Consider the following 26,200-nt stretch of genomic DNA (forward strand, 5'->3'; position numbering starts at 1 on the left):
ATGGGTTTTCAACGGTTTGCAGGGACAGGGGTTCGATTGCGGCGGAGAACACGGATATGAAAAAGGCATCTTTCCCCAAAGAGAAAAGATGCCCGGGAGGCGTAAAGTGCTGCGGAGGATCAGTCCTTCCAGTCCACTCCATGCGCGTCCGCAATCGACTCGAAGCCGTCGCGACGCATGGCGTCCAGAAGTTCCTGTTTCATGCTGCTCAGGATGCCGGGGCCCTGAAGCACGAAGGAGGAATAGATCTGCACCATGTCCGCGCCCATGCGGATGCGGGCCAGAATGTCCTCGCCTGTTTCAATGCCGCCGCAGGAAATCAGCGCCAGCCGGCCCTTGTTCAGTCCGGAGACTATCCGCAGCACATCCCGCGAACGGGCCGCCAGAGGGCGCCCGGACAGGCCGCCGGTTTCGCGGGCTGCCGGATCGCGCAGGCTGCCGGGACGGGCGATGGTCGTGTTGGTCAGGATCAGGCCCTGCGCACCACCTTCGATGGCTGCTTCAAGGATTGGTTCGTAGGAGCTGTCATCCAGATCCGGTGCGAGCTTGACCAGAAGCGGCGGTCGTTCGGGGTTGCGCGTGTTGATCGCTGCCAGAAGCTCTTTCAGCATCGCCGCCGACTGAAGATCCCGTAGGCCCGGCGTATTGGGCGAGGACAGATTCATCGTGATGTAGTCGGCATACGGTCGCACGCGGGCCACGAGTTCCGGATAATCCCGAAGCGGGTCAGAACCGGTCTTGTTGATGCCGATATTCACGCCCAACGGAACGATCGGGCCGCGCGTCCTGCCATTGGGCATCGGACGGTGCAGACGGGCGAGACGTCGGCAGAAGCGGTTCACGCCGCAGCCATTGAACCCCATGCGGTTGATGATCGCGCCGTCCTCGACCAGCCGGAACAGGCGCGGGCCCGGATTGCCGGGCTGGGGGCGGGGCGTCACGGTTCCGGCCTCGATATGCCCGAAGCCCAGCTTTGCAAGCGGGCGAATGGCGCGGGCATCCTTGTCGAACCCGGCGGCCAGGCCGATCGGATTGGGAAAGCGCAGGCCGAGCACACGGGTCGAGAGGGCCGGGACGTCTTTCGGCGCCTGACCGCCGAGGCCAAGAGCGAGAGAGTGAATGGCAAGTTCATGCGCCGTTTCGGTGTCGAAGCGGTGCAGGAGAGGAGTGACGAGCGTTCCGAGATCGATCATGAGTCGTTTCCATACCCTAATCCGTGCTGTGAAGCATCCACCTCACAGCTTTGGGCGATGTCTGGTGGCGTTTTATCTTGGCGGTAACGCAGGGACACGATAGACGCGAATGCATGTCCGATGCCCCTGCTTCTGAATCCTATGACGAGCCTTACCTTGAGACGTGTTGCCGCTCGACGCTGCACCGGCTTCTGCTCTGTGGCGCGACGGGCCGCCCGACCGGATTGAAAGACCAGCCCTGTCTGGAGCGGCTGGAGCGGCTGGGCTTGTCCGAACTGCGTGATGACGGGCGCTTCGTGATTACGCAGGACGGTTTGAAGCGGCATAGTGAAGAAATCGGCCCAACAGGCTGAGGTCAGGTCTTCAGAAACTCCAGAACGGCACGGTTGAACTTTTCCGTTTCGTCCAGAAAAACCATGTGAGCACTGTCTTCGAAGTCCATGCTGGTACAGTTGGGCATGTGCTGTGCGACCCAGGCGGGACCTTCGGGGTTCAGTATCGTGTCTTTTCGGGCCACCATCATCAGGGCCGGAAGCGTGAGATGCGGCAGGACATCGCGCCAGTCCTGCGTGGTGTGATCGGCCATCATGGCGCTGCGGGCATGCGCGGGGCTTTGCGCCATCTCCCGAAGCAGGAAGGCCTTTTCTTCGTCTGGAAGTGGATGGCAGATGCAGTTTTCCAGATTGGCCCGGTCGAAGTCTTCCGGGGTGAGGGTTAGCTGCTGCTGTACGGCCGTCAGGCCCGCCTGATCGTAACAGTCGGCATGGCCGAGCTTCCAATCAGCAGAATAATACTGTTTCGGGGTCTGCTGGACGAATATGGCATTGCGGATGCGCTCTGATCCGAACAGTTCCAGATACGACCAGATGACCGGACAGCCGATCGACCAGCCCAGAACCGTGACGTCCCGCAGGTTCAGCGCCACCAGCAGATCCCGTAGATCGGCGGCCAGACGCGCGATCCTGTAACCGTGTGACGGTTTTTCCGAACGCCCATGGCCGCGCAGGTCCATAGTGATGACACGGGCCTGTTCGGAGATCGGGCCGACATTGCGATGAAAGAAGCGTCCCGAAAACGTCCAGCCATGAATCATGACGATGGGCCGTCCGTGTCCCTGTTCCTCGTAATGGATGCGGATTCCGTCACTGGTCGTGATATGCGGCATGGTCTTCTCCGTAAAAACACTGGCCGGATGGGGCGTGGACATTGTCGCAGGCCATAGCGCGCGGACCGTAAGGCGGGTTGCGTTCAAAGGAGCGTTTGCGCTTGCGGGGGCAGGGCGGTAAATTGGAAGGGCCATGACTGTTTCCTCACCTTCCGTCACGCCTGACGCGCCTGAAACCGCTCCTCCGAACCGTGTTCTGAAACCCATTGATCTGGGGCAGGGCGTGGTGATCGAGGACCCGGTGATCCTCGCCCCGCTCTCGGGGGTGACGGACCTGCCGTTCCGTCAGCTTGCGCGCGATCTGGGAGCAGGGCTTGTCGTGTCGGAAATGATCGCCTCATGGGCGATGATCCGTGAGAACGAAAACACCATGCGTATGGCGCGGATGGCCGAGCGCGGGCCCAATGCGGTCCAGCTTGCCGGGTGTGATCCCGAAGCCATGGCGCAGGCGGCGAAGATTTCGGTCGATGGAGGGGCAAACCTCATCGACATCAATTTTGGCTGTCCGGTGAAGAAAGTGGCGATCGGGCAAATGGCTGGCTCCGCACTGATGCGCGACGAGGTTCTGGCTGGGAAGCTGCTGGAAGCCACGGCGCGGGCCGTGAATGTGCCGGTGACGCTCAAGATGCGCATGGGCTGGGACCATAACTCCCTCAATGCGCCGCGTCTGGCAAAAATCGCGGAAGAGAGCGGCATCCGGCTTGTGACCGTCCATGGTCGTACCCGGCAGATGTTCTATAACGGCACCGCGGACTGGCGTTTCGTCAAAACGGTGAAGGACGCGGTCTCGCTGCCGGTCATCGTTAATGGTGACATCAACACCATCCGCGATGCGCGTGACGCGCTGCACCAGTCTCAGGCCGATGGTGTCATGATCGGACGCGGCTGCTACGGACGGCCTTGGTTCACGGCGCAGGTGGCGCAGTCCTTACGGACCGGCGAGGATGTGCCGGACCCGGATCTGGCGACCGAAAAAGAGATCGCCCTGCGTCATTACCGCATGATGCTTGACCATTTCGGCGAACGTCCGGGGCTGCGCCTCGCACGCAAACATGTCTCCTGGTATTCCGCGGGGCTGCCGGGGTCTGCGACGTTCCGCTCCACGATCAATAATGTAGATAATGCCGCTGAAGCCATTGCGCTGCTCGAAGGCTTCTATGACCGTCATATCGAAGCGGGTGTCGTCCGCAACCGCGAAGCCGGACCGGCAGGCAGTCTGAGCCGCGATGGCACGCGTGAGGCGGCCTGATATCATGCGCCCTTCATGACGGAAGTGTCCGTATCCGGTCTGGTCGAGCAGGGCTGTCATCCGGTTTTCCTTTACGGAGCCTCTCGGCTGGACCGGCAGGACGTGGCCCGCAGGCTGCACGGTCACAGCCCGCGCGCGCAGCATCCTTTCGTGGTTGCGGCCCTGACCGCCACCCCGCGCGCCCTGCGCGAGGCCGCACTGTTCGGAAGCGCCGAGGCGGGCTGGATCCAGCAGGCACAGGGCGGAACTCTTCTGCTGGATGAAATCGACTGTCTGTGTCCCACGATGCAGGACCGGTTCGTGGACTGTCTTGCGCAGACGGATCTGCGCGTCATCGCCGGAAGCCGTCACGATCCGCTCCTGCTTCTACGGCAGGGGGGGCTGGCGGCAGGGCTGCACCAGTGGCTTTCGGCGTTGCCGTCGGCGCAGCGGATGGGGCCTGAACGCATTGGCGCGGTCTGTCGTCTGGCGGCAGGTACGGGCACGGCGCGTCCTCGCGGACTGGAGCGGGCGCTGGAGCGGCCTTTGTCCGAATATCTTGAAGGTGATTTGGAAAACGGCGCGGGCGATCTGCATGCCTGTGTGGTGGGTGAAGTCGAACGGCCACTGATTACGATGGTCCTGCGCCGGACCTGCGGCAATCAGCTTCGGGCTGCTTCCATTCTGGGAGTGAACCGCAACACCCTGCGCAAACGTATCCGCGAACTGGACATCACGATCCCGAAAGGCATCGACGAGTGAAATTTCGTTCCCTGAGGCGCCTGTTTGCAAGGCTGACGAGTGCCAACGGAGCGGTTCTTCTGACAGTTCTGGCGCTCGTACTGGCCTTTGCGACGTTCGTCGTGCTGTCAGGTGGCATGTCTCTGGCGCACCGGCCGCAGGTTCAGGCAATCGTCTTCCTGCTCGATTTCATCACGCTCATGCTGATTGTGGCAGCGGCCGTGGTGCAGATCGGGCGGATGGTGGCCGAACGCAGGCTTGGTCTGGCGGGCGCACGTCTGCATGTGCGGCTTATTACACTGTTCGGCATCGTGGCGGTCGCCCCGACTATTGTCGTGGGGGCAGTCGCGACGCTCTTTTTCCATTATGGCGTGGAAATCTGGTTCTCCAACCGCGTAAACGATGCCCTGACAGAAGCCCGCTCGGTCGCGGTTGGCTATCTGCAGGAGCATAACGACAACGCCCGGACCGAAGCCTTTGCGCTCGCAAACACGCTGATCACGGTCCAGAATGACGAGCTTTTCTCACGCGGGACTGATCTTTTCCACGACCCGGCGCGCCTTCAGGAGTTTCTGGACGATGAAGTCACGGAACGCGGCCTGACGGATGCGGAGGTCTTCGACCCTCTGACTTCCAAAGTTCTGGCCGTCGGTGGCCTTCTGGGTAGCGATGCGGATATGTCCACGGCCCCGCCACTCCCGCCGAAATCGGTTGTGGAACTGGCCCGGCATGGCGAAGCCGTGATTCTTGATCGCCCGGATCAGCGCAAAGTGCGGGCCGTGGTGGCGCTGGGTGGCAATTCGGGGCTCATGCTGGTCATTACCCGGCCGGTCGATCCGGATGTGGTGGAGCACATGCGCCGGACGGACACTCTGGTTGCGGATTATCAGCGGCTGATTGCCAATCGCGGCAAGACGCAGGTTCTGTTTGCAGTCATTTTCGCGCTGATGGGCCTGCTGGTTTTGGCGGTGGGAATGCTGACGGGTCTGGCGCTGGCCAACCGGATCGCCAATCCGCTGGGGCTGCTCATTCTGGCGGCCCAGCGGATTTCCAAAGGCGATCTGGGCGTTCGGGTTCCTGTTCCGGAAGGCGCGGGGCAGGAAAAGGACGACGAGGTGACGGGGCTGTCGCGTGCGTTCAACAGCATGACGGATCAGCTGGAAAGCCAGCGCTCCGAACTGATGCAGGCCTACGACCAGATCAACGAGCGCCGCCGCTTTACCGAAACCGTGCTTGCAGGTGTCTCGGCGGGCGTGATCGGGCTGGACCAAGCGCAGGTGATCGAACTGCCGAACCGCGCAGCCTCCAGTGTGCTCCAGCGCGACCTCCAGCCCGCCATCGGCCGGAAACTGACGGAGCGTGTGCCGGAGTTCTCCGCCCTGCTGGACGCGGCCCGCATGGCGCCGGAGCGCGTCCACACCGCTGAAATTCAGGTGGATACCGAAGGCGCGCAGCGTCCGGGTGGGCCGGGCGAGGGCGCCGGTGCGGGGGCGGGGCGCACGCTTCTCGTGCGGGTCGTGGCGGAACTGCGCGGGCAGGATGTCGCGGGCTATGTCGTGACCTTCGATGACATTACGGATCTTCAGTCCGCTCAGCGCAAGGCTGCGTGGGCCGACGTTGCACGTCGTGTGGCGCATGAGATCAAGAATCCGCTGACCCCGATCCAGCTGGCGGCGGAGCGTCTGAAACGGCGCTTCCTCAAGGAAATCCACTCTGATCCCGAGACCTATACGCAGCTTGTCGATACGATCGTGCGACAGGTTGGGGATATCGGACGGATGGTTGACGAGTTCTCCGCCTTTGCGCGGATGCCACAGCCCGTCATGCAGCCGGAGGACTTCTCACGGCTGTGTCGGGAGGCGCTGGTGCTCCAGCGCAATGCCCATCCCGAAATTGTGTTCGAGACCACCGGATTGCCTCCGTCAGGGCCGATCGTGCGGTGTGACCGGCGACTCATCGGTCAGGCACTGACAAACCTTTTACAGAATGCAGCCGATGCCATCAGCATGGCAGGCCGCGGAAAACCGGGAGAAAATGCTTCCGGACAGCCCGCAGGACAGGCAGTGCAGCCAATAGGACACATTGTGGTGGGCTTGCACATTCGCGGCGGGCATGTCCTGCTAGACATAGAAGATGACGGGATCGGCCTGCCAACGGTGGAACGCCACCGGCTGACCGAGCCTTATGTAACCCACAAGGCGAAGGGCACCGGCCTCGGCCTTGCGATCGTCAAGAAGATCATGGAGGACCATTCCGGGATGCTTCAGCTCACTGATCGGGAACCAGACCTTTCCCGTGGCCCGACATCCGGGCAGCGGGGAACGCGCGTCACCCTGTCCCTGCCGTTATGGGAGCAGGAGAGCCATGTCCCCGGGGAAACGGACCTTCAGACTATGAGGACAGCAGATGGAACATGAGATCCTGATCGTCGATGACGAACCGGACATCCGGTTCCTCATCGAGGGTATTCTGAACGATGAGGGCTACAGAACCCGGACAGCCGGCAACTCGGATCAGGCGCTCGAACTCTTTCGCGCGCATCGTCCGTCGCTGGCAATTCTGGACATCTGGCTTCAGGGCTCCCGGCTGGATGGAATCGAACTGCTCAAGATTTTCCAGACCGAGGAACCCGGCCTGCCGACGCTCATGATCTCGGGTCACGGCACCATCGAGACGGCAGTGTCGAGCCTCAAACTGGGTGCTTATGACTTCATCGAAAAACCGTTCCAGTCGGATCGGCTTTTGGTTGTGGTGCGTCGCGCGCTGGAAGCCGCGCGACTGCGGCGGGAAAATGCCGAGTTGCGTTTGAGGGCAGGGCCGGAAACGACCCTTTCGGGAGAGGGTGCCGTCATTTCGGCCATTCGCGCCCAGATCGAGCGTGTCGCGCCCACCAATTCTCGTGTGCTGATCAGTGGTCCGGCCGGGGCGGGCAAGGAAGTGGCAGCGCGAATGATCCATGCGCGCTCCCGCCGCGCGGAGGGCCCGTTCATTGCCCTGAACTGTGCGACGCTCGCGCCCAACCGCTTCGAAGAGGAGCTGTTCGGTCTTGAGGGCGAAGACGGCCAGCCGATGCGTCGCGGCGTGCTGGAGCGTGCCCATCGCGGAACGCTTTTGCTCGACGAAGTCGCGGATATGCCGCCTGAAACGCAGGGCAAGATCGTCCGCGCGCTTCAGGATCAGACCTTCGAGCGTCTGGGCGGCAATACACGGGTAAAGGTGGATATCCGCGTCATCGCCACCACCAACCGCGATCTTCAGTCCGAGATCGCCGCACACCGGTTTCGGGAAGACCTGTATTACCGGCTTGCGGTCGTGCCGCTGCGGATTCCCTCCCTGCGTGAACGGCGCGAAGACATTCCGGGTCTTGCGCGGCACTTCCTTGACCGCTGCGCCGAGTCTTCGGGCCTGCCGGTGCGGGAACTTTCGGTGGACGCACTGGCCGCGCTGCAATCCTACGAGTGGCCGGGAAATGTGCGGGAGCTGCGCAACCTGATGGAGCGGCTGCTGATCATGATGCCGGGGACGGGCAACGATCCGATCCGCGCGGACATGCTGCCCTCCACCATCAGTCAGGGCGCACCGTCCATGACCCGCCTCAATTCGGGTGCGGATGTCATGAGCCTGCCGCTGCGTGAGGCGCGGGACCTGTTTGAGACGCAGTATCTGCAGGTGCAGCTCATGCGCTTTGGTGGCAACATCAGCCGGACGGCCAGCTTCGTCTGCATGGAACGCAGTGCGTTGCATCGCAAACTCAAGCAGCTTGGCGTGACAACCAATGAAGACCGCGCGCCCGCGTCATCCACGCCGGTGAGTGGCTGAAATGACGCGCCGGTTTTCCTTCTCTTTCCTCTGTCGACTGATAACAGCGTGACTTCAGAACATTCCTCTCCTGCCGGCCCTCGTGCTGTACAGGAGGTTTTCCTCGATCATCTGCGTCGGACGGAAGCCTCCGTGACGGTCTTTCTGGTCAATGGCGTGAAGCTTCAGGGAATCCTGGCCCAGTCGGACGCGCAGACCCTTTTGCTGCGGCGGGACGGCCATGTGCAGCTTGTTTACAAACATGCCGTCAGCACGATCATGCCGGTTACGGCGATGAATTTTGTGGAAGAAGAACTTTGAGCGGTTTCGACACCAAAAAACCCGCAACACGCGCCGCCGTCATTCTGCCGTGGGAAAAGTCGGGGCCGCAGGAAGAAATCCGTGCGGCCGATGCACGGCTTGAGGAAGCTGTCGGTCTAACGGCCTCCATCGGACTTGTCGTGGTGCGTCAGGCCGCAATCCTGCTGCGTGCCCGTCGCCCCGCGACCCTTCTGGGAAGCGGTCAGGTCGAACAGCTCGCCGAGGCGGTCAAGCTCGACGATGTGGATGTGGTCGTCATTGATGCGCGGCTGTCACCCGGTCAGCAGCGCAATCTTGAAAAGGCGCTGGCCTGCAAGGTTGTGGACCGGACGGGGCTGATCCTTGATATTTTTGGCGCGCGTGCCGCCACCCGTGAAGGTGTGTTGCAGGTCGAGCTGGCCCATCTGGAATACCAGCGTTCGCGCCTTGTGCGGCTCTGGACCCATCTTGAGCGCCAGCGGGGCGGCTTCGGCTTCCTTGGCGGTCCGGGTGAGACGCAGATGGAAGCCGACCGCCGGATGCTGGCCGAGCGGATTGGCAAGATTCGCAAAGAGCTGGAACAGGTACGCCGGACACGCGGCCTGCATCGTGAATCCCGCAAGCGCGTACCGTTCCCAGTCGTGGCCCTCGTCGGCTACACCAATGCGGGCAAGTCCACGCTGTTCAATGCCCTGACCGGGGCGTCTGTTCATGCGCAGGACCAGCTTTTCGCGACGCTGGATCCGACTATGCGCGGCATGCGTCTGCCGTCAGGGCGCAATGTGATCCTGTCCGATACGGTGGGGTTCATCAGCGAACTCCCAACCGAACTGATCGCGGCCTTCCGGGCAACGCTTGAGGAGGTGGCGCAGGCGGATGTGATCCTGCATGTCCGCGATATTTCGCATCCCGACAGCTTGGCCCAGCGGGCAGACGTTCTTAATGTGCTGGATGGCATGGTGCGGGACGGCGTGCTGGATTCACACTGGTCGGACCGCACGATCGAGGTTCTGAACAAGGCCGATCTGGTGGGTGGCGTCGAAGCGGTTCCGAAGCGTGAGAATGCCGTCGCGATTTCCGCCATCACAGGCGAAGGTCTGCCAGACCTGTTCGAGGTTCTGGATCAGTATCTGACGCGCTCCATGAAATCCGTTGATGTGCGTCTGCCCATTACGGATGGCGCGGCGCTGGCATGGCTCTACCAGCATGGCGAAGTGGTTGGCCGCACAGACCGGGATGACGGAATCGATGTGCAGGTCCGTCTGTTCTCGGCGGATCTGGAGCGTTTCGAACTGCTTCATCCAGACCGGATCGTGCAGCCGGACGTCTGAGTTTTTCTACTGGGACGCCGGTGTCGCCGGAGCCGCGCTGCGCGAAGAGGCGCGGGCGGCTCTGGCGCGCTGACGGACACGGTCCAGCGGTATGGCCAGCGCATAGGTCAGACCGAGGCCGACCACATTCATCACAAGCTGTTCCCATAGATTGATGCCGAAGCTGGCGAACATCAGCCGTCCCAGCAGGTCGAGCACCGTGCTACAGGCGAAAACTTCCAGTGAGTTCCGTCCAAGCAGGGCGAGGCTCTGGCCAATGCGGTCGGCGGAGATGCGGCGTAGCGCAGCAGAAGACTGCACCAGATAAAAGATCGCCATGATGTCCAGCAGCCGCCAGATGGCTAGCGTGGATTTGCCCGTATTGGGCGGGGCCGGAAAAATCCGCAGAAACGGGACGTGCCAGTATTCGTAGGGAAAGCACAGCACAAACGCGCCTGCGAGATAGGCCAGACACAGAGCTTTGGCCCAGAGGCGATACGGTAGATCGCCGTTATTTTTCGAGGCCCAGACAGCCCCCAGAATCCCGAGAATATAGAGAAACTGCCAGCCGAACGGATTGAGATACCATCCACTGGGATCGAGCCAGTTGGGAATGGTGAGGTGCGGGTCCAGATTGGCGATGGCCCAGATGCCGACGCTGAGCGCAACAAGCAGCCACAGGCTGCGTTTGAGAATCCAGTAAATCAGCGGAAACAGTGCCAGAAGCACCACATAAAGCGGCAGGATGTTCAGGTAGCTGGGGAGCGCATCGAATGTCAGGATACGCCACAGCCAACTATAGCCATGCGCGAGCTGGGGCTCGATCGTATATTCGGGCAACGGCTGATAGTGCCGCCACTGCCGAACTGTCCAGACGAACACCAGCGTCATGCCGGTCTGGTACAGGTACAGCTTCAGGCAGCGGGCCAGAATACGGTGAATACCGGTTTTCCAGCCTTCACGGTCGATCAGGCGCCCATAAGCCAGATAGGAGGCATAACCCGCCAGCATGACGAAAATCTCAGCGGCATCGGCAAATCCGAAATTGCGGATCGTGATGCGATTGAGCAGATCATCCGGAACATGGTCCACCAGCATCATCAGCAGCGCGAGACCGCGCAGGGCATCCACACGATGATCGCGGGGAATCTTTCGCGTTAAAGCTGATGGGGATGCTGGGGACGGCTCCATAATCTCTTCTTATCGTCAGAGCGTGGGCAGGGGTATGGGGCCAGATTACGGCCACATTAAAGATTGGACGGAATTCATCCTCAATCTGCCCCGCCCAGGCTGTATTTTACAGCGCGAGCAGGGCTTCGTTCGACTGGCTTGCCAGAATGCCATGCCGCTCGGGATGCAGCCCCATAACTTCGACGGTACGACCGCGCGCGCGCAGTTTGCCGATAATTTTTTCCAGAACCTGAACGGACGTGATGTCCCACAGACGGGCCTCAGTCAGGTCCAGAACAACACGAGAGGCATCGGTATGGTAATCGATTGCATCGGAGAAGCTGTCGGCAGATGCAAAGAAAACCTGACCGGAAGCGCTATATGTCAGCACATCGCCGGAACGCTTTTCCGTGACGCGCAGCAGGCTCGCGGCGTGCCAGGCGAAGAACACGCCTGAAAGCATGACGCCAACCGCAACGCCTGCGGCCAGATCGTGAGTCATCACGACCACGGCTACGGTGACGAGCATGGTCAGGCTGGACAGACGCGGATGGCGGGCCAGATCACGCAGGCTTCCCCAGGAGAACGTGCTGGCGGAAACCATGATCATGATGGCGACAAGAGCCGCCATCGGAACCTGCCCGACCCAGCGGTGCAGCAGTACCATGAGGGCCAGTAGGAACGCGCCTGCGGTGAAGGTGGACAGACGCCCGCGCCCGCCATAGCGCAGATTGCCAACGGTCTGGCCAATCATGCCACAGCCCGCGATGCCCCCGAAGGCGCCCACAAGAATGTTTGAAATGCCGAGGCCCGTGCATTCCATGCGCTGGTCGCCATGGGTATCGGTGATGTCATCCACGACGGAGGCCGTCATCATGGATTCCAGCAGGCCCACAGCGGCCATAGCCAGCGCATAAGGCAGCACAACGGACCATGTGGCCCAGTCCAGCGCGATATGAGGAAAGGTCAGGCTGGGAAGACCGGTTGGCAGGTCGCCGAGATCGGAGACGGTGTGAACCGGCATCGGATAAAACATCGTGATGGCAGTGAGAACCACGATGCAAATCAGTGGAGAGGGAATGGCATCGGACAGGCGGGGCAGCAGATAGATAATGATAAGGCCCAGCGCGATCAGCGCATAGGTGTGCCAGCTTACTCCAAGCATCTGCGGGACCTGTGCAGAGAAGATCATGATGGCCAGAGCGTTGACGAAGCCTGTCCGGACCTCTGCGGGGACAAAGCGCATGACGGCCTGAAGGCGCAACAGGCCGAACAGAACCTGAAATGCGCCTGCAACCAGTGTCGCGAGCAACATGGCCTGAACGCCGTGAGCATGAACCAGCGGCGCCGCCACCAGAGCGACAGATCCGGCAGCACCTGAAATCATTCCCGGTCGGCCGCCAAAAATGGCGATCGAAACGGAAATGACGAATGACGCGAACAGCGAGACCGCTGGAGAGACCCCCGCGATATAGGAAAAGGCGATGACCTCGGGAATGAGGGCAAAGGTTCCGACCATTCCGGCCAGCACTTCGCGCAGTGGGTTCTGTGTCCACTGGCGACGATAGAGAGCGGCAGTCATGAAAATCCTTGAGGACAGGGCGTGAACGGGGTGCGACGTATTCAGGCCCGGCGCGGCAATGATGCATGCAGTGTAACCCGGCTGGCCTCAGGATTGAAGAGATGGAATTGCCGGGAGAACCGACATGAGCGCGGGTGGAAGCGGCCAAAAAAAAATCAGGAGTGTGAAAAAAAATGCGTCAAAAGACTGGACGAATGCCCCAACCTTCCTCTAGAGAGTGCGTCGCTGTGTGGCGGATGTAGCTCAGTCGGTAGAGCGCCGGTTTGTGGTACCGGTTGTCGCGGGTTCGATCCCCGTCATTCGCCCCAGCACTTCTCCTGAAAATCTGAATGAACATTCATCTGGGCTTGGCAGTATCAGCCTGATGGTTGTGTCTGTGCTCCCAGCGTTCTTCCAGCGCCATGCGCTCGAAGCGTAGTTTCTGCCGGATCCAGTTCAGCATGCCCGACAGCGTCACGACGATGATTCCCATGAATGTCCAGTTGTCCAATGGCTGATGAAACAGCAGGTAACTGAACGCGACGGCCCAGACCATCTGGCTGTATTGCGGCAGCGCGACCCGGTTCGCGGGGGCGACGGCTGTGGCCATCATCATGAACAATTGTCCCAGAGCTGCCAGAAAACCGTATCCGAACAGAAGGGCCCAGACTCGCGGTCCATGTGGCCAGGAGGCGTGGGTGATCATGAGAAGGCCGTCGCCGATCAGCGGTCCGAAAAGGCTTGATCCGAACAGGGAAAGTCGCGCGCTTTTGTCCCCAGCCAGTCGATAAGCCACGACGCTGCTGGCATTGGCGAGCGCGGCGACGATGGCGCAGACATGGCCGAGATGGAACGCCCGGGCGCCGGGACGCAGGACAATCAACACGCCCAGAAAACCGATTCCAACGGAAAGCCACGTCCAGAACGAAACCTTTTCCTTCAGGATCGTGACGGAAATGATGGTGACGAAGAACGGCATCAGAAACATCAGCGACAGCGCTTCTGGCATGGGAAGCAGCATGAAAGCCATGACGCTGGCGGCTGTTGAGACGAATGTTGAAACAGCGCGCAGAATCCACATGCCCGGCCGGTTCGTCGCGAAAATATCAGAATAGGGTTCGTCTGGCCGGCGGATGAAGGGCAGCAGCAGAAAGCCAAAAACGCCACCTGAAAAAGCGACTTCGAAAGGATCGAGGTGCCCCGCAAGCCCTTTGGAGCAGGCATCGCTGATGGCAAAGGCGGCGTATCCGAGAAGTGCCAGCAGGATGCCTGAGGAGAAAATGTTCTGTCTCATGGATCTGTTTCTCCGCAGGCGAGGCTGTTTCCCGTGCGGAGACAAGAAGACCTGCTACTGTCGGTAGTCAATCTCTACCGCTTTCCGGACTCGTTTTTGTGCGTTGTAATCATTAATATTAAATCAATATTGGATTTGGCGAAAGTATCTGTAAAGCAAAATTGGAATAGCTCTCACCTTCATGTATGGTGCCGGTCATTCGGGTAGGCTGTATGGCCCCCATCTCCTGGATGAAAAAGCGTGAGCCCCCTTATGTCTCAGAAGATTGTTCCAGTCATTCTCTCCGGTGGATCAGGCAGCCGCCTCTGGCCAGTGTCGCGCAGCAGCTATCCCAAACAGTTCTGGCCCCTCCTGACGGAACGGACTCTGATTCAGGAAACCGCTCTGCGCGGTGTCCGTGCGGAACTCTCGGCACCGATCGTGATCTGTAATTCCGAGCATCGCTTTATCGTGGCGGAACAGTTGCGGGATGTCGGTGTCGATAATGCCCGGATCATGCTTGAACCCGTCGGCCGCAATTCCGCGCCCGCCATTGCGGCAGCAGCCTTTCTCGTGGCCGAAACCGATCCGGACGCTATTCTGTGGATCATGGCTGCGGATGCCGCGATTACCGACGAAGCTGCGCTTTATGCGTCTCTGGGACAGGCAGTCTCTGCGGCAGCCGAAGGGCGGATCGTGACATTTGGCATGAAGCCGACGCGCGTTGAAACCGGCTATGGCTATATTGAGAGCGGCGCGCCTCTTCCGGGGCTGGATGGTGTTTTCGAAGTGTCGCGCTTTGTCGAGAAGCCTGATGCCGCAACCGCAGAGGCTTTCTTCCGTGATGGCCGCTATCTGTGGAATTCCGGCATGTTCGTGACGCAGGCCAGCGTTTTCCTCTCCGAAATCAAGACGTTCGAGCCGGACATCTATGAGCATGTCGGACAGGCTGTGCAGGCCCGTCACAGCGATCTGGACTTCGACCGGCTGGATGATGCGAGCTTCCGTCAGGCTCCGGATATCTCCGTGGATTACGCCGTTGCCGAGCGCACCAAGCGTGCGGCTGTGGTGCCGGGCACGTTCGGATGGTCTGATATCGGAAGCTGGGATGCGCTCTGGGATCTGTCTTCCAAGGACGATGCGGGCAATGCCACGTTTGGGGATGTTTTCCTTGATGGCGCCAAGAACTGCTATGTCCGGTCGGACGGAATCGTTGCCACGGTCACTGGCGTTGAAGATCTGGTCGTCGTTGTGACGCAGGATGCCGTCATGGTGTCGCATCGTGATCGTGCGCAGGACGTCAAGCACATGGTCAACCGTCTGAAGAAGGCGGGCCGTAAGGAAGCGGTGGCGCATAACCGCATGTATCGCCCGTGGGGCTTCTATGAGAGCCTGATTCAGGCGGACCGTTTCCAGGTCAAGCGGATCGTGGTCGAGCCGGGACAGAAGCTCTCGCTGCAGAAGCACTTCCATCGTGCCGAGCACTGGGTCGTCGTTGGCGGTACGGCGCTCGTGACACGCGATACGGACCAGATCATGGTTCGTGAGAACGAGAGCGTCTATCTGCCGCTGGGCTGTGTGCACCGTCTTGAGAATCCGGGCCGCATTCCGCTGACGCTCATCGAAGTCCAGTCCGGACCCTATCTGGGCGAAGACGATATCGTGCGTATCGAAGACGTTTACGCCCGCAACTGAGGCAGGCCGTGAACCCTGATCTTCAACGGATCAGGGTTTACGCTTCTCCGGGGTGCGGCGCCCGAACAGATGATGAAGCCCGTTGGCAAGCGGGATGGGCGTCACCCCCAGACGATGTTCCATCGGGCCGATATCGAAGTTCTTGTCCTCCAGAAGTCTGCGGATTTCTTCCGGGGCAATCTGGGGCAGCCTGCGGATATGTCGCGTGACATGAGACAGCGCCATGAGCATCCATCCCGGTAGGGAAATGATGGGGCGTCCGCCAAGCTCAGCGAAATATAGAACCATTCGAACAAAGGTCCGGTATGCCACAGCGGTCGGGCCTGCGATGACGATACTCTCAGGGCCTGAGACATCTCCGCTCTGAATGAGGCGGATGGCTGCAACGACGCACCGTGTTACGTCGCGCTGGTCGATGGGCTGCACAAGGGCGCGCCCTCCGCCCGGCAGCGGAATGACCGGCAGACGTTCCAGCAGCTTGGCCAGCCTTTGCACGTTGTCTTCGCCCTGAGCACCGTAAATCATGGTCGGATGTAGCAGAATCGAGGGGCGACCATCTGCCTGGAGTGCAGCCTCACCGGCCAGAACGCCACGTCCGTGATCGTCCGGCCAGTTCGTGAACTTACGCGTACTGCCCAGAGCGACGATGGGCGCTGTCGTGGCTGCGAGAATGGCGGGCAGGTGGCGCGCGTGGGCGGTATTCACGACAATCGCGGCACCTTCGAAGGCCAGCGGCAGCGTGGCGGGGTTCGTCAGGTCGGCAATCCGGACGGCCTGACAGGCCTGTGCGATGTCCGGCGCCAGATTGCCCTGACTGCGGACGACGGCAATGATCTTCTGCCCTTGTGCCAGAAGAGTACGGCACAGGGCCGCTCCTGAGCGTCCGCTGGCGCCGATGATGCAGACCGGGCCGTTACTGAGTGGCGTGTGAGGTGTGATGTCTTCGGGCGTCATTGTGCAAAAGCCTTCAGATCGGGGGAGGCGAGGAACGTCAGCATTGCAGCGGGCGAAGACATGGCCGCATTGAGCGCCGTCAGGGACATCGGCGTTGCGGAAGCATAAGTGACCGTCAGAGTACGGCCTGCGGGATGTTCCACATAATCCGGAATCGCTGCGAGAGCCGGATTGGCGGAAAGGCCCGCCTGCAGGACCTGTGCGGTCTGTTCGCGGATCTGCTCTGCGGTGGTGCCGTTTCCGATCTGTCGCGCTGCAAGAAGGAAACCGGCATCAAGAAGCCGATCGCCTTGCAGAGAGATTGTGATGTTCTGCAGAGCCGTGGACTGAAGCAACTGCTGTTGCGACGGATGTCTTTCTGTGAAGTCCGTCTGGATGGTGCGCGCATCGGCGGTGAGGGTCATGAAACCCGGAACTGCCAGGGTGGCATTGGTTCGGGACGTGTGATCCGCGAGGTTTGAGACCTGTACATAATGCGCGGTCGAGCCCGCACCGTTGATGTGAAAAGGCAGTTTTTCGTCGCTCTGAAAGTGAAAGCCTTTCAGATCCTGCGTCACGGTCGCGATCTGGTTTTCCAGAGTGCCTGTCCCGTGCAGATCGTCCAGCCGGAACAGGCCAGAAGTCATGTTCAGTCTGAAATTATGGGCCGCAAAGCTCTGGGGAGGCGCCATTTGTGATGGGAGAGGAAGATGGTCCCAGAGCGCTGCGACCTGTGCTGCGAGATCGACCTGTTTCAGATCGAGCCGTTCCAGACTGGCCTGACCGCTGACAAGTTGCGGATCATGACCGGGAGCCTGAAGCGTGCGTTCGTAAGCCACTGTTGCAGCATCGGCCCGCAGGGTTGTGAGCAGGGCCGGTCCGTAATTGTCCACTATCAGGCGTCGGGTGAAGAGACTGTGAACGTTCACGGGGGCGGGGGGCGAGGACTGCGCGAGATTCTGGATCGAAAGCTGCTCAATCTGCCCGTGGGCAAGGGTGACATGCGCCAGATCGATGCGGGAATGTCCTTCTGCCGCCTCCCGTGCTTTTGGCAGGATCAGCTTCCGCAGGCTGAGCGTGCTGCCGTGAATGATCTGGGTCGGTGTCTGAAGAAAGGGTTCGCGGACTTCTACGCCGCGGATGGAAAGCCTGCCATCTGGCATCGGGCGGGGGTGCCCCAGTCGCATCCGGGAGGCGCGCAGGGTGATGGACCCGTCGCGCAGAGTGATATCCGTCAGGGTGGCGCCGAGAGCGAGGATGGACGGTGTGGCGGTTCCGTAAGTGAATGTGGTTCCGGGCGGAAGGGCCGCCCGGAAGCTCGACAGACCGCGGACCAGCTCCATATGGGCTTCGTGATGAACACCGGCCAGGCCGATCACAGCCGTTACTGAAATCAGGCTCGCCGCGAGCCAGGGTTTTTTCACGTTGATGTTCCTGTCTAAACGGCCCCGCACAGGCGTCGGGCGCGAACGTTCTGTGTGGCCGCAGGATACCATTGTCGTGACATGGAGCAATGCGGACCTCGTTTTTGTTGCGGTAATGGGGTACCATATTGCCAAAAATGGCTGAAAACTGCTGCGAATCACATAATTCAATGTGTGAACGGGGCTTGACGCGCGCGCCGCAGGCGGCAATAAGGCCCCACCTGATCCGCCTCGTGGGAAGGAGGATGTCTTCGGATATCGTTTTGACCGCAGGCGCCATCCACGGTGCGGCCTTTGTGGGCGCACCCCAAGCTGGAATGTCACTAATGAAGACCACACGTTCGCTGAAGCCAGCGGAGGTGACGAAGAACTGGGTGCTGATCGACGCCGAAGGGCTCGTTCTCGGCCGTCTCGCCACCATCATCGCCACCCGCCTGCGCGGAAAGCACAAGCCGCAGTTCACCCCGCACGTTGACTGCGGCGACAACATCGTCGTCATCAACGCCGAGAAGGTTGTCCTCACGGGCAACAAGGTCGGACAGAAGCTGTTCCACTACCACACGGGTCATCCGGGTGGAATCAAGGAGCGCACCATCACGCAGCGTCTCACGGGCAAGCACCCGGGTGAAGTTGTCGAGAAGGCTGTCGAGCGCATGATCACCCGTGGTCCTCTGCAGCGCGCCCAGATGAAGCACCTGTATGTCTATGCCGGTTCCGAGCACCCGCATGACGGCCAGAAGCCCGTCAAGCTGGACGTTGCTGCGATGAACCGCAAAAACACCGTAACCCACGAGTCGTAAGGCCTGTATCATGTCCGAGACCCAAGAGCGCACCGGCACGCTGCAGGACCTTGCGAGCGTTGCTCCTGCCGTTACCTCCAACGCTGCCCCGGTTCACGAAGTCAAGCGTGACGCCCAGGGCCGTTCCTACGCAACCGGCCGTCGTAAGGACGCCGTGGCCCGCGTATGGATCAAGCCTGGCAAGGGTGACATCATCGTCAATGGCCGTCCGGTCACGACGTATTTTGCCCGCCCGGTTCTGCGTATGCTTCTCACGCAGCCGTTCCTGATTTCCGATCGCTACAACCAGTTCGACGTGTATTGCACGGTCGCTGGTGGCGGTCTGTCCGGTCAGGCTGGCGCCGTCCGTCACGGCATCTCCCGTGCGCTGACGTATTACGAGCCGAGCCTGCGCGGCATCCTGAAGGCTGCTGGCTTCCTGACGCGTGACAGCCGTATCGTCGAGCGTAAGAAGTACGGCCGTGCAAAGGCACGTCGTTCCTTCCAGTTCTCGAAGCGCTGATTTTTCAGCCTTCCCGAACGACGAAAAGCCCGACCAGAAATGGTCGGGTTTTTTTTGTGCCTGATTTAGAGGGTAGCAGATATTTTAATTTCGTAAAAAAATCCAAAAAAGAAATAATCTTCCGTATCGCCAGCGTGAGCCATGTATGGCAGAGTGCGTCCGCTGTTTTAAAAGACCAGAATCTTCGGAAGTGTTTTCCCATGACGCCTTTCATCATCGAAAAGACCGAAACCCCGACCGATCCCGTGAAGCGGACGGAACTGCTGGCCAATCCCTCTTTTGGGCGCGTCTTTACCGACCACATGGCCATCATCCGCTATTCCGTGGACAAGGGCTGGCATGACGCGAAAATCACGCCGCGCTGCCCCTTGAGCATCGATCCGGCCTCGACGGTTTTGCATTACGGGCAGGAGATCTTCGAGGGCATGAAGGCCTATCGGGAAAAGGACGGCCATGTCGCCACGTTCCGCCCGGAAGCCAACGCAGCGCGCTTTGCCGAATCCGCACGTCGTATGGGAATGGCGGAACTGCCGGAAGATCTGTTTGTGCAGGCTGTTGATGAACTGGTGCGCGTGGACCAGGACTGGGTGCCGTCTGGAGAGGGGCAGAGCCTCTATCTGAGGCCGTTCATGATTTCCAACGAGGTCTTCCTCGGCGTGAAGCCAGCGAACGAATATCTGTTTATCGTTATCGCCTGTCCGGTCGGATCTTATTTCGGTTCCGGTTGTGTGTCCGTCTGGGTGTCCGAAAACTATACGCGGGCTGCGATCGGTGGCACGGGTGAAGCCAAGTGCGGCGGCAACTATGCGGGCAGCCTGATTGCTCAGGCTGAAGCCAAGGAGAAGGGCTGCGATCAGGTCCTCTTCCTTGATGCGCGTGAGCGTCGCTTCGTTGAGGAAATGGGCGGCATGAACGTGATGTTCGTTCGCAAGGACGGCAAGATCGTCACGCCGCCTCTGGGCGGGACCATCCTGCGCGGCATCACCCGCAACAGCCTGATCCAGCTTGCTGCGGATCAGGGGATTGAGGTGATTGAAGAGCCTGTCGACATCGACGAGCTTTTTGAAGGTGCGGCTTCGGGCAAATATACGGAAGCGTTTGCCTGCGGCACGGCGGCGGTTCTCTCGCCGATCGGCAAGTTTGTCCGTCCGTCGGGCGAGGCCGTGTTTGGGGATGGAACAACGCCAGGCCCGGTCTCCCAGAAGCTCAAGAAAACCCTGACGGATGTGCAGGGCGGCCGGACGAATGACGTCCATGGCTGGATTCATCGTATTTCCTGAAGTCTGCCAGCCGGGTTCATAACGAGCCCGGCTTTTCAGTCTCGATCAATCCATCCCGCCCGGATCGCAGCATCAAGCTGCTCGGGCGTGTCGATGTCGAAGCCGAGTTCGGGAGCGTGGAGGAAAGCCGGTGTGCTGGCGCCGTTTTTCCAGAGCTGGCGCAGGCCGGTATCACCGCGCAGATCGGCAAGGCGTAGTTGCGTTGCAGGGCTGAGCAGGACTGGGATGCCTCGACCTTCCTCTCCATAAGCTGTGACGACATCCGTATGATTGTTGCCCTGTCTGACAAGGGTGTTGAGATGCTCGCATGTCAGACATGGCTGATCCGTGCCGGCAATCAACAGGAGGCCCGGATCTGTTCCAAGCGCCCGGTATCCGCATTGGAGCGAAGACGCCATGCCGGTTTTCCAGTCGTCATTCTGCACAAGAACACTGTCGAGACCTGCGAGAGCCTGACGTGTCTCTGTGGCCGCGCCACCCGTCACGACAACAAGGCGCTCCGGCCCCGTTTCCAGAAGCAGTTCTGCGATATGGCGCACCAATGGCACCCCATGGGTAGTCAGAAGCTGCTTGGGCCGTCCGAGGCGCGTACTGCCCCCCGCGGCCAGAAGAAGAGCGGAGTGGCGGTTCATTGAGGCTGCTTTGCGATCATCTGGGCAAGGATGGAGAGAGCGATTTCCATGGGAGCTTGTGCGCCGATCTCCAGCCCGGCGGGCAGGTGCAGTCGATCAAAGGCTTCGGAAGGGACGCCCGCTGCCCTGAGAGCTTCCAAACGTCCGGGAATTTTGCGGCGACTGCCGAGAATACTGACGCAAAAAGCGTCTGATTTCAGCGCATATGCCGTCAGCATCAGATCGGAATGGGCATCATGGGTGAGGCTGTAAACCGCCGTCCATCGGTCCAGTGGCAGCGTCGGGAGGGCAGCCTCCAGATTTCCCCGCAAATAACGGGTCGGGGGCAGTCCCGGAGGAGGCTCGGGTGGTCCGTAGGGCCGGATCAGAATGGTTTCGAGTCCCATGGCAGCGGACAGGTTGAGGATCGCGAGCGTGACCGGATCTCCCCCTGCCAGAACCAGCTTTAAGGGCGGCAGGTAGGAACGGAAGAAACGGCCTGCTTCCTGTCCCGTAAAGCGCTCCTCATCCCGGAACGTCATGCTTCCGCTGTCGAGATCCGTGACAAGGGTGAGGGGGCGGCGGTTGTCCCGCGCGGTTCTGCGGATAGTAACATGAGCAGCGAGATCAGGGATTGGGCGTACGAAAATACCGATCCGCCCGCCGCAGGTAAGCTGGATGTCCAGAACCGGACTGCCCGCGCCATAATCCAGCGTTCGCGGTTGTCCATCCTTCAGACATTCCAGCGCCTCGACGCGCACGGCTGCTTCTACACAGCCGCCCGAAACATAGCCCTGAACCTCCCCGTCCTCGCAGATCGCCATTTCGCTTCCCAGCGGGCGGGGCGAAGAACCCGTGATGCTGACCAGTGTCGCCAGAGCCGCCTTTTTCCCCTCAGCGGCCCAGCGTTCCAGTGTGGGAAGCAGGTCGTCTGTCAGGCCATAGTCCGGCCACTGGGGAAGGGGAGAGAGCTGTGCCGCGTCCGTCATGGGGGTCCCTGATGCGCTTTGAAGGCGTCAGGGTAACGCCAAAGACGATTATGACATACCCTTTCACCCACAGACTGTTGATCCGTGGGCCATGAGGTCTATATCGGCAGGAAACGCGGCGTCGGCATTTCAGCCAGCGCAACACACGCGCCAGCGACCGGAGCGGAAATGAGTGATCTCCTGAGCGTTACACGGGCCATGGAACTGGTGCTGGATTATGCCGGCAGCTTCGGGACCGAGACGGTGGATCTGCCGATGGCGGCCGGTCGCGTGCTTCAGCAGACGATCCATGCCGAGCGCGCCCAGCCGCCTTATGACCGTGTGATGATGGACGGCATTGCCTATCGTCACGGCAGCGGCCAGACGCTGGTTTCGCATGGAATCCAGCGCGCCGGTGCGCCGGGGCAGGTCTTGCCGGACGGTCCTGTCTGTCTGGAAGTGATGACGGGCGCGGTCCTGCCGGAAGGGGCGGACACTGTGGTGCCGGTCGAACGTCTTGTCCGCGAAGGACGGCTGATCCGTTTTGAAGAGGGCTATGAGCCGCGCAAGGGCCAGTTCATCCATCGCCGGGGTTCCGATTGTGCCGCCGGAACGGAGCTTTTGGCGCCGGGGCGTCGTCTGGACGGTCCGGCGCTTGCGGTTCTTGCGGGCAATGGGCATGCGCAGGTCAGCGTGTCGCGGATTCCTTCCATCGGGATCGTGGCGACGGGCGACGAACTCGTGGATGTGGGCGCTCCTGTGCGCGAGTGGGAAATCCGCCGGTCCAACGAATTCGCCCTGACTGGCGCGCTCCTGTCACGCGGCTTAAACTGCATTGAACGCTCCGTCGTGCCCGACGATCTCGCGGAGACGATCGTGGCGCTGCGCGAACAGCTTTCGCGGCACGATGTTCTGATCCTGAGTGGGGGCGTTTCGATGGGGGCCTTCGATCACGTTCCTAAAGCGCTGTCGAAAATCGGGGTCGAGCGGGTGTTCCACAAGGTGGCGCAGCGTCCGGGCAAGCCGTTATGGTTCGGGGTCGGGCCGGAGGGGCAGCGCGTGTTCGGGCTACCGGGCAATCCGGTCTCCGCCACGACCTGCGGAGTGCGTTACGTCATGCCGATGCTTCTGGCCGGGCAGGGACTGAGCCGCCCCGAACCCTACACGGTCATGCTGGACGCCGATGCCGAACTGATCCCGACCCTGACGCGTTTTCTGCCTGTAAAACTCCATCACGATGCGACTGGGCAGGCGCGCGCAACGCCGTGTCCAATGCCAACATCTGGGGATTTCAGCTTTCTGGCCTCAACGGACGGGTTTGTGGAACTGTCGCGTGGGGATGGTGTGTCGCCCCGTGGAACGGCCGTGTTGTTTCATGGCTGGTAACGCCCTGACCGATCGCTTCAGCCGTCCGTTGCATGATCTGCGGATTTCCGTGATGGATCGGTGCAATTTCCGTTGCCCGTACTGCATGCCGGAAGCGACCTATCATGAGCATTTCCGCTTTCTGGAACCCAAAGAGCGTCTGAGCTTCGAGGAAATCGAACGCGTGGCGCGCGTGGCCGTATCGCTCGGGGTGCGCAAACTGCGCCTGACAGGCGGCGAGCCACTTCTGCGTCCGAAGCTGCCGGACCTCATAGCACGTCTGGCGTCCATCCCGGGCGTGGAAGATGTTGCTCTGACCACGAACGGCGTTCTGCTGGAGCGGCATGTTCGGGAATTGAAAGCGGCGGGGCTGAATCGTGTAACGGTCAGTCTCGACAGTCTGGACCCGGCGGTTTTTGCGCGGATGAGCGGAGGCCGCGCGCAGCTTGAGCCGGTTCTGGAGGCCATCGATAGCGCTGCGCAGGCAGGTTTTTCAGGCGGCGTGAAACTGAACACCGTCATCCAGCGCGGCCTGAACGATACAGGCGTCGAAGCACTGGCCGAACGCTTCCGCCACAGTGGCGTCGTGCTGCGGTTCATCGAATACATGGATGTCGGAACGCGTAATCACTGGGAGCGGGCGGAAGTGGTTCCGTCGCGTGAACTGCTGGAACGGCTTGACGCCCGCTGGCCGCTCGAACCGGTCGACGCGCACTATCGTGGGGAAGTGGCACAACGATACCGCTACTGCGACGGGGGCGGAGAAGTCGGGTTTATTTCTTCCGTCACTGCGCCGTTCTGTGGAGACTGTTCCCGCGCGCGCCTCTCGTCGGAGGGGCAGATTTATACCTGCCTGTTCGCGTCGGAAGGGACAGATCTGCGAACACTTTTGCGTAGCGACGAAGACGATACGGCCCTGCGTGCGCTGCTGGCCGGGGTGTGGCGCCAGCGGACGGACAGGTATAGTGAGGAGCGGGCTGCGTCTACGGACGCACCAGCACGTCGCCGCATTGAGATGAACTATATCGGCGGTTAGAAACGGTAGTCGGATCGGGAGATCGAACACGATGAAAACGCTCACCCATGTCAACGAGCACGGCGAAGATCCGCGCATGGTCGATATCAGCGGCAAAGACGTGACCGAGCGCAGCGCCCATGCGCAGGCCCGTCTGGTTTTCCCGTCCGACATGGCGCAGACGCTGTCTGACGCCGGGTTCATGACGGCCAAGGGTGCTGTTCTGACCGTGGCGCAGATTGCAGGCGTGATGGGTGTGAAATCGACATCGCAGCTCATTCCACTGTGCCATCCGCTATCTCTCAGCGGCTGCCGGGTAGACATCACGATTGAGGGCGACGAGGCGGTGATCGACTGTCGGGTGTCGTGCAAGGGGCGGACAGGTGTGGAAATGGAAGCCCTGACCGGCGCGTCCGTAGCGGCACTCACGATCTACGACATGTGCAAGGCCATGTCCCACGACATGGTCATCCGCGAGGTCCGGCTGATGGGCAAGGCAGGCGGCAAGCGCGACTTCCAGAGGATCGAATCGTGAAGCCACTCTACGGCCTGATCCTTGCAGGAGGGGCCAGCAAACGCATGGGGACGGACAAGGCCGCGCTCACCTATCACGGCAAGCCGCAGCTTCAGGCGGCTTTCGACGTCCTGTCGCCTCTGGTGGAAAAATGTTTCGTCTCGGTGCGTCCGGACCAGACGGAAAATCCTCTTCGGGCCGATTTCCCCCAGATCGTCGATTCAGTGGAAATCGACGGCCCGGCGGCCGGTCTGCTGTCCGCGCATCTGGCACATCCTGATGTCGCCTGGCTGGTGCTGGCCTGCGATCTGCCGATGCTGGATCGGGGCACGTTGGAGAATCTGATCGCAAGGCGGGAGGCCACAGACGTCGCAGTTGCCTATCGCAGCGAACATGACGGTCTGCCGGAGCCGCTTTGTGCCATCTGGGAACCCGAAGCGCTCGATCGTCTGGAACAGCAGGTTCTGGATGGCCGGACCTGCCCGCGCAAGCTGCTGATCAACAGTCCGACCAAGCTGCTGGAGCCTTATGCCCGTGGCGCGCTCGACAATATCAACACGCCCGAGGAACGCGAGGATGCGTCCCGGCGTCTGGAACACCCGACAGGAGGGCCGATGATGCGCCTGAAACTGGAATATTTCGCACAGCTCCGGGAGTTGGCCGGAAGGCGCGAGCAGACGCTTGAGACTACATTCGCAACCGTCGGGCCGCTTTATGAGGAACTGCGTGCGACATACGCCTTTCCTTTCGACGCCTCGAAGCTCCGTGTGGCGATTAACGGCGATTTCGCGCCCTGGACGCAGCCCTTGAAGGACGGAGACCACATTGTGTTCATTCCGCCGGTGACGGGAGGATGAGCCGCTTTCGGATGGCGTCTGCGCCCGTGGATCTGAACCTGCTGCGTGAGGATCTGCATCTGGCAGAGGCAGGCGGCTTCTGCACCTTTGAGGGTTGGGTCCGTAACAGGAATGATGGCCGCCCCGTGGACGGTCTGGAATATGAATCCTACGAAGCACTGGCGCAGCTTGAAGGCGAACGGATCGTCGCTGAAGCGCTGGAACGCTTTGAGATCAGCGAGGCCGTGGCTATGCACCGGACGGGTAGTCTGAAGGTCGGGGAGGTCGCCGTCTGGATCGGTGTTTCAGCCCCGCATCGCGATGCGGCGTTCCGGGCCTGCCGCTACATCATCGACGAGATCAAGCACCGGGTTCCTGTCTGGAAGAAGGAATATTATCTGGATGGGGATGCCGAATGGGTGGCGTGCCACCACTGCCAGACGGCGCCCCGTGCCTCCGAGACGGATGCTCATGACCATGATCATGGACTGTGTGGCCATCATCATCACTGACTGAAC

Annotated in this window: 25 protein-coding genes and 1 tRNA gene; 17 read left to right on the forward strand and 9 right to left on the reverse strand. The window is 60.8% G+C overall.

The genetic code is table 11. From position 1 onward, the window contains the following. Positions 1-119 precede the first annotated feature (119 nt). Positions 120-1,193: a quinone-dependent dihydroorotate dehydrogenase gene (locus JK208_RS07760; RefSeq protein WP_211575335.1), complete on the reverse strand. Its 1,074-nt coding sequence runs from the start codon at positions 1,191-1,193 to the stop codon at positions 120-122. A gap of 113 nt (positions 1,194-1,306) precedes the next feature. Between JK208_RS07760 and JK208_RS07765 the strand changes: the two genes are divergently transcribed. Beyond that, the gene (locus JK208_RS07765) at positions 1,307-1,546 is read left to right on the forward strand and encodes a hypothetical protein (protein ID WP_211575336.1); all 240 of its coding nucleotides are present in this window, start codon (positions 1,307-1,309) and stop codon (positions 1,544-1,546) included. 2 nt (positions 1,547-1,548) lie between these two features. Here the strand turns inward: JK208_RS07765 and JK208_RS07770 are convergent, their stop codons facing one another. Continuing rightward, a complete protein-coding gene (locus JK208_RS07770) occupies positions 1,549-2,493 on the reverse strand; it encodes an alpha/beta fold hydrolase (RefSeq protein ID WP_249202024.1) in 945 nt (314 codons plus the stop codon). Here JK208_RS07770 and dusB point away from each other — a divergent pair. The 6 genes from dusB to hflX are packed head-to-tail and all read left to right on the forward strand — an operon-like array spanning position 2,492 to position 9,756. Continuing rightward, positions 2,492-3,607 (forward strand): tRNA dihydrouridine synthase DusB, encoded by a 1,116-nt coding sequence (gene dusB, locus JK208_RS07775; RefSeq protein WP_211575340.1) that lies wholly within the window; start codon positions 2,492-2,494, stop codon positions 3,605-3,607. The genes JK208_RS07770 and dusB overlap by 2 nt on opposite strands. Positions 3,608-3,622: 15 nt before the next feature. Continuing rightward, positions 3,623-4,348 carry a sigma 54-interacting transcriptional regulator gene (locus tag JK208_RS07780; protein WP_211575344.1) on the forward strand — a complete coding sequence of 242 codons (726 nt, stop codon included), beginning with the start codon at positions 3,623-3,625 and terminating at the stop codon, positions 4,346-4,348. Next, positions 4,345-6,744, forward strand: a complete 2,400-nt coding sequence (locus tag JK208_RS07785; protein WP_211575347.1) for a PAS domain-containing sensor histidine kinase — start codon at positions 4,345-4,347, stop codon at positions 6,742-6,744. The genes JK208_RS07780 and JK208_RS07785 overlap by 4 nt, the downstream gene beginning before the upstream one ends. Then, complete coding sequence (locus JK208_RS07790; protein WP_194267891.1) at positions 6,734-8,146, forward strand: sigma-54 dependent transcriptional regulator; 1,413 nt, start codon at positions 6,734-6,736, stop codon at positions 8,144-8,146. The genes JK208_RS07785 and JK208_RS07790 overlap by 11 nt, the downstream gene beginning before the upstream one ends. Positions 8,147-8,194: 48 nt before the next feature. Further along, positions 8,195-8,446 (forward strand): RNA chaperone Hfq, encoded by a 252-nt coding sequence (gene hfq, locus JK208_RS07795; protein WP_211575348.1) that lies wholly within the window; start codon positions 8,195-8,197, stop codon positions 8,444-8,446. Next, positions 8,443-9,756: a GTPase HflX gene (gene hflX, locus JK208_RS07800; protein WP_211575349.1), complete on the forward strand. Its 1,314-nt coding sequence runs from the start codon at positions 8,443-8,445 to the stop codon at positions 9,754-9,756. Before hfq ends, hflX begins: the two co-directional genes overlap by 4 nt. Positions 9,757-9,762: 6 nt before the next feature. Here hflX and JK208_RS07805 read toward each other — a convergent pair whose 3' ends face one another. Together JK208_RS07805 and JK208_RS07810 are read right to left on the reverse strand one after the other, a co-directional pair. Next, positions 9,763-10,926 carry an OpgC family protein gene (locus JK208_RS07805; RefSeq protein WP_211575351.1) on the reverse strand — a complete coding sequence of 388 codons (1,164 nt, stop codon included), beginning with the start codon at positions 10,924-10,926 and terminating at the stop codon, positions 9,763-9,765. Positions 10,927-11,032: 106 nt separating this feature from the next. Beyond that, complete coding sequence (locus tag JK208_RS07810; RefSeq protein ID WP_211575353.1) at positions 11,033-12,487, reverse strand: SulP family inorganic anion transporter; 1,455 nt, start codon at positions 12,485-12,487, stop codon at positions 11,033-11,035. Positions 12,488-12,719: 232 nt separating this feature from the next. On the opposite strand from JK208_RS07810, the gene JK208_RS07815 reads away from it, so the two are divergent. Further along, a tRNA-His gene (locus JK208_RS07815) sits at positions 12,720-12,795 on the forward strand. 29 nt (positions 12,796-12,824) lie between these two features. Here JK208_RS07815 and JK208_RS07820 read toward each other — a convergent pair. Beyond that, positions 12,825-13,760: a DMT family transporter gene (locus JK208_RS07820; RefSeq protein WP_211575355.1), complete on the reverse strand. Its 936-nt coding sequence runs from the start codon at positions 13,758-13,760 to the stop codon at positions 12,825-12,827. A 252-nt stretch (positions 13,761-14,012) separates the two neighbouring features. Between JK208_RS07820 and JK208_RS07825 the strand changes: the two genes are divergently transcribed. Next, positions 14,013-15,434, forward strand: a complete 1,422-nt coding sequence (locus JK208_RS07825) for a mannose-1-phosphate guanylyltransferase/mannose-6-phosphate isomerase (protein ID WP_194262255.1) — start codon at positions 14,013-14,015, stop codon at positions 15,432-15,434. A 30-nt stretch (positions 15,435-15,464) separates the two neighbouring features. On the opposite strand, the gene JK208_RS07830 is transcribed toward JK208_RS07825, so the two are convergent. Further along, entirely contained in the window at positions 15,465-16,388 is a 924-nt protein-coding gene (locus JK208_RS07830; RefSeq protein ID WP_211575356.1) for an SDR family oxidoreductase, read from the reverse strand. Beyond that, positions 16,385-17,791, reverse strand: a complete 1,407-nt coding sequence (locus JK208_RS07835; RefSeq protein WP_211575357.1) for a hypothetical protein — start codon at positions 17,789-17,791, stop codon at positions 16,385-16,387. Before JK208_RS07835 ends, JK208_RS07830 begins: the two co-directional genes overlap by 4 nt. Before the next feature lie 326 nt (positions 17,792-18,117). Between JK208_RS07835 and rplM the strand changes: the two genes are divergently transcribed. From rplM to JK208_RS07850, 3 genes are all read left to right on the forward strand, one after another. Then, positions 18,118-18,591 (forward strand): 50S ribosomal protein L13, encoded by a 474-nt coding sequence (gene rplM / locus JK208_RS07840; protein ID WP_062028977.1) that lies wholly within the window; start codon positions 18,118-18,120, stop codon positions 18,589-18,591. Positions 18,592-18,601: 10 nt separating this feature from the next. Then, positions 18,602-19,093 (forward strand): 30S ribosomal protein S9, encoded by a 492-nt coding sequence (gene rpsI, locus JK208_RS07845; protein WP_062028979.1) that lies wholly within the window; start codon positions 18,602-18,604, stop codon positions 19,091-19,093. A gap of 200 nt (positions 19,094-19,293) precedes the next feature. Then, a complete protein-coding gene (locus tag JK208_RS07850; RefSeq protein WP_211575358.1) occupies positions 19,294-20,373 on the forward strand; it encodes a branched-chain amino acid aminotransferase in 1,080 nt (359 codons plus the stop codon). 35 nt (positions 20,374-20,408) lie between these two features. Here JK208_RS07850 and JK208_RS07855 read toward each other — a convergent pair whose 3' ends face one another. Next, on the reverse strand, positions 20,409-21,005 hold the full coding sequence (locus tag JK208_RS07855) for an NTP transferase domain-containing protein (RefSeq protein ID WP_211575359.1): 597 nt from the start codon (positions 21,003-21,005) through the stop codon (positions 20,409-20,411). Continuing rightward, the gene (locus tag JK208_RS07860) at positions 21,002-21,973 is read right to left on the reverse strand and encodes an XdhC family protein (protein ID WP_211575361.1); all 972 of its coding nucleotides are present in this window, start codon (positions 21,971-21,973) and stop codon (positions 21,002-21,004) included. The genes JK208_RS07855 and JK208_RS07860 overlap by 4 nt, the downstream gene beginning before the upstream one ends. Positions 21,974-22,141: 168 nt before the next feature. Between JK208_RS07860 and JK208_RS07865 the strand changes: the two genes are divergently transcribed. From JK208_RS07865 to JK208_RS07885, 5 genes are read left to right on the forward strand one after another with little or no spacing between them, the layout of a single operon-like run. After that, on the forward strand, positions 22,142-23,338 hold the full coding sequence (locus JK208_RS07865) for a molybdopterin molybdotransferase MoeA (RefSeq protein WP_211575363.1): 1,197 nt from the start codon (positions 22,142-22,144) through the stop codon (positions 23,336-23,338). Next, positions 23,328-24,353 (forward strand): GTP 3',8-cyclase MoaA, encoded by a 1,026-nt coding sequence (gene moaA / locus JK208_RS07870; protein WP_211575364.1) that lies wholly within the window; start codon positions 23,328-23,330, stop codon positions 24,351-24,353. Before JK208_RS07865 ends, moaA begins: the two co-directional genes overlap by 11 nt. A gap of 31 nt (positions 24,354-24,384) precedes the next feature. Next, positions 24,385-24,867: a cyclic pyranopterin monophosphate synthase MoaC gene (moaC, locus tag JK208_RS07875; protein WP_194267904.1), complete on the forward strand. Its 483-nt coding sequence runs from the start codon at positions 24,385-24,387 to the stop codon at positions 24,865-24,867. Then, entirely contained in the window at positions 24,864-25,703 is an 840-nt protein-coding gene (locus tag JK208_RS07880) for an NTP transferase domain-containing protein (protein WP_211575366.1), read from the forward strand. Before moaC ends, JK208_RS07880 begins: the two co-directional genes overlap by 4 nt. Then, positions 25,700-26,194, forward strand: coding sequence for a molybdenum cofactor biosynthesis protein MoaE (locus tag JK208_RS07885; RefSeq protein ID WP_211575368.1), 495 nt, complete (start codon positions 25,700-25,702; stop codon positions 26,192-26,194). The genes JK208_RS07880 and JK208_RS07885 overlap by 4 nt, the downstream gene beginning before the upstream one ends. Positions 26,195-26,200: the final 6 nt, after the last annotated feature.

This window comes from Gluconobacter sp. Dm-74 (genome assembly GCF_018256135.1).
Taxonomy (GTDB): Bacteria; Pseudomonadota; Alphaproteobacteria; order Acetobacterales; family Acetobacteraceae; genus Gluconobacter; species Gluconobacter cadivus.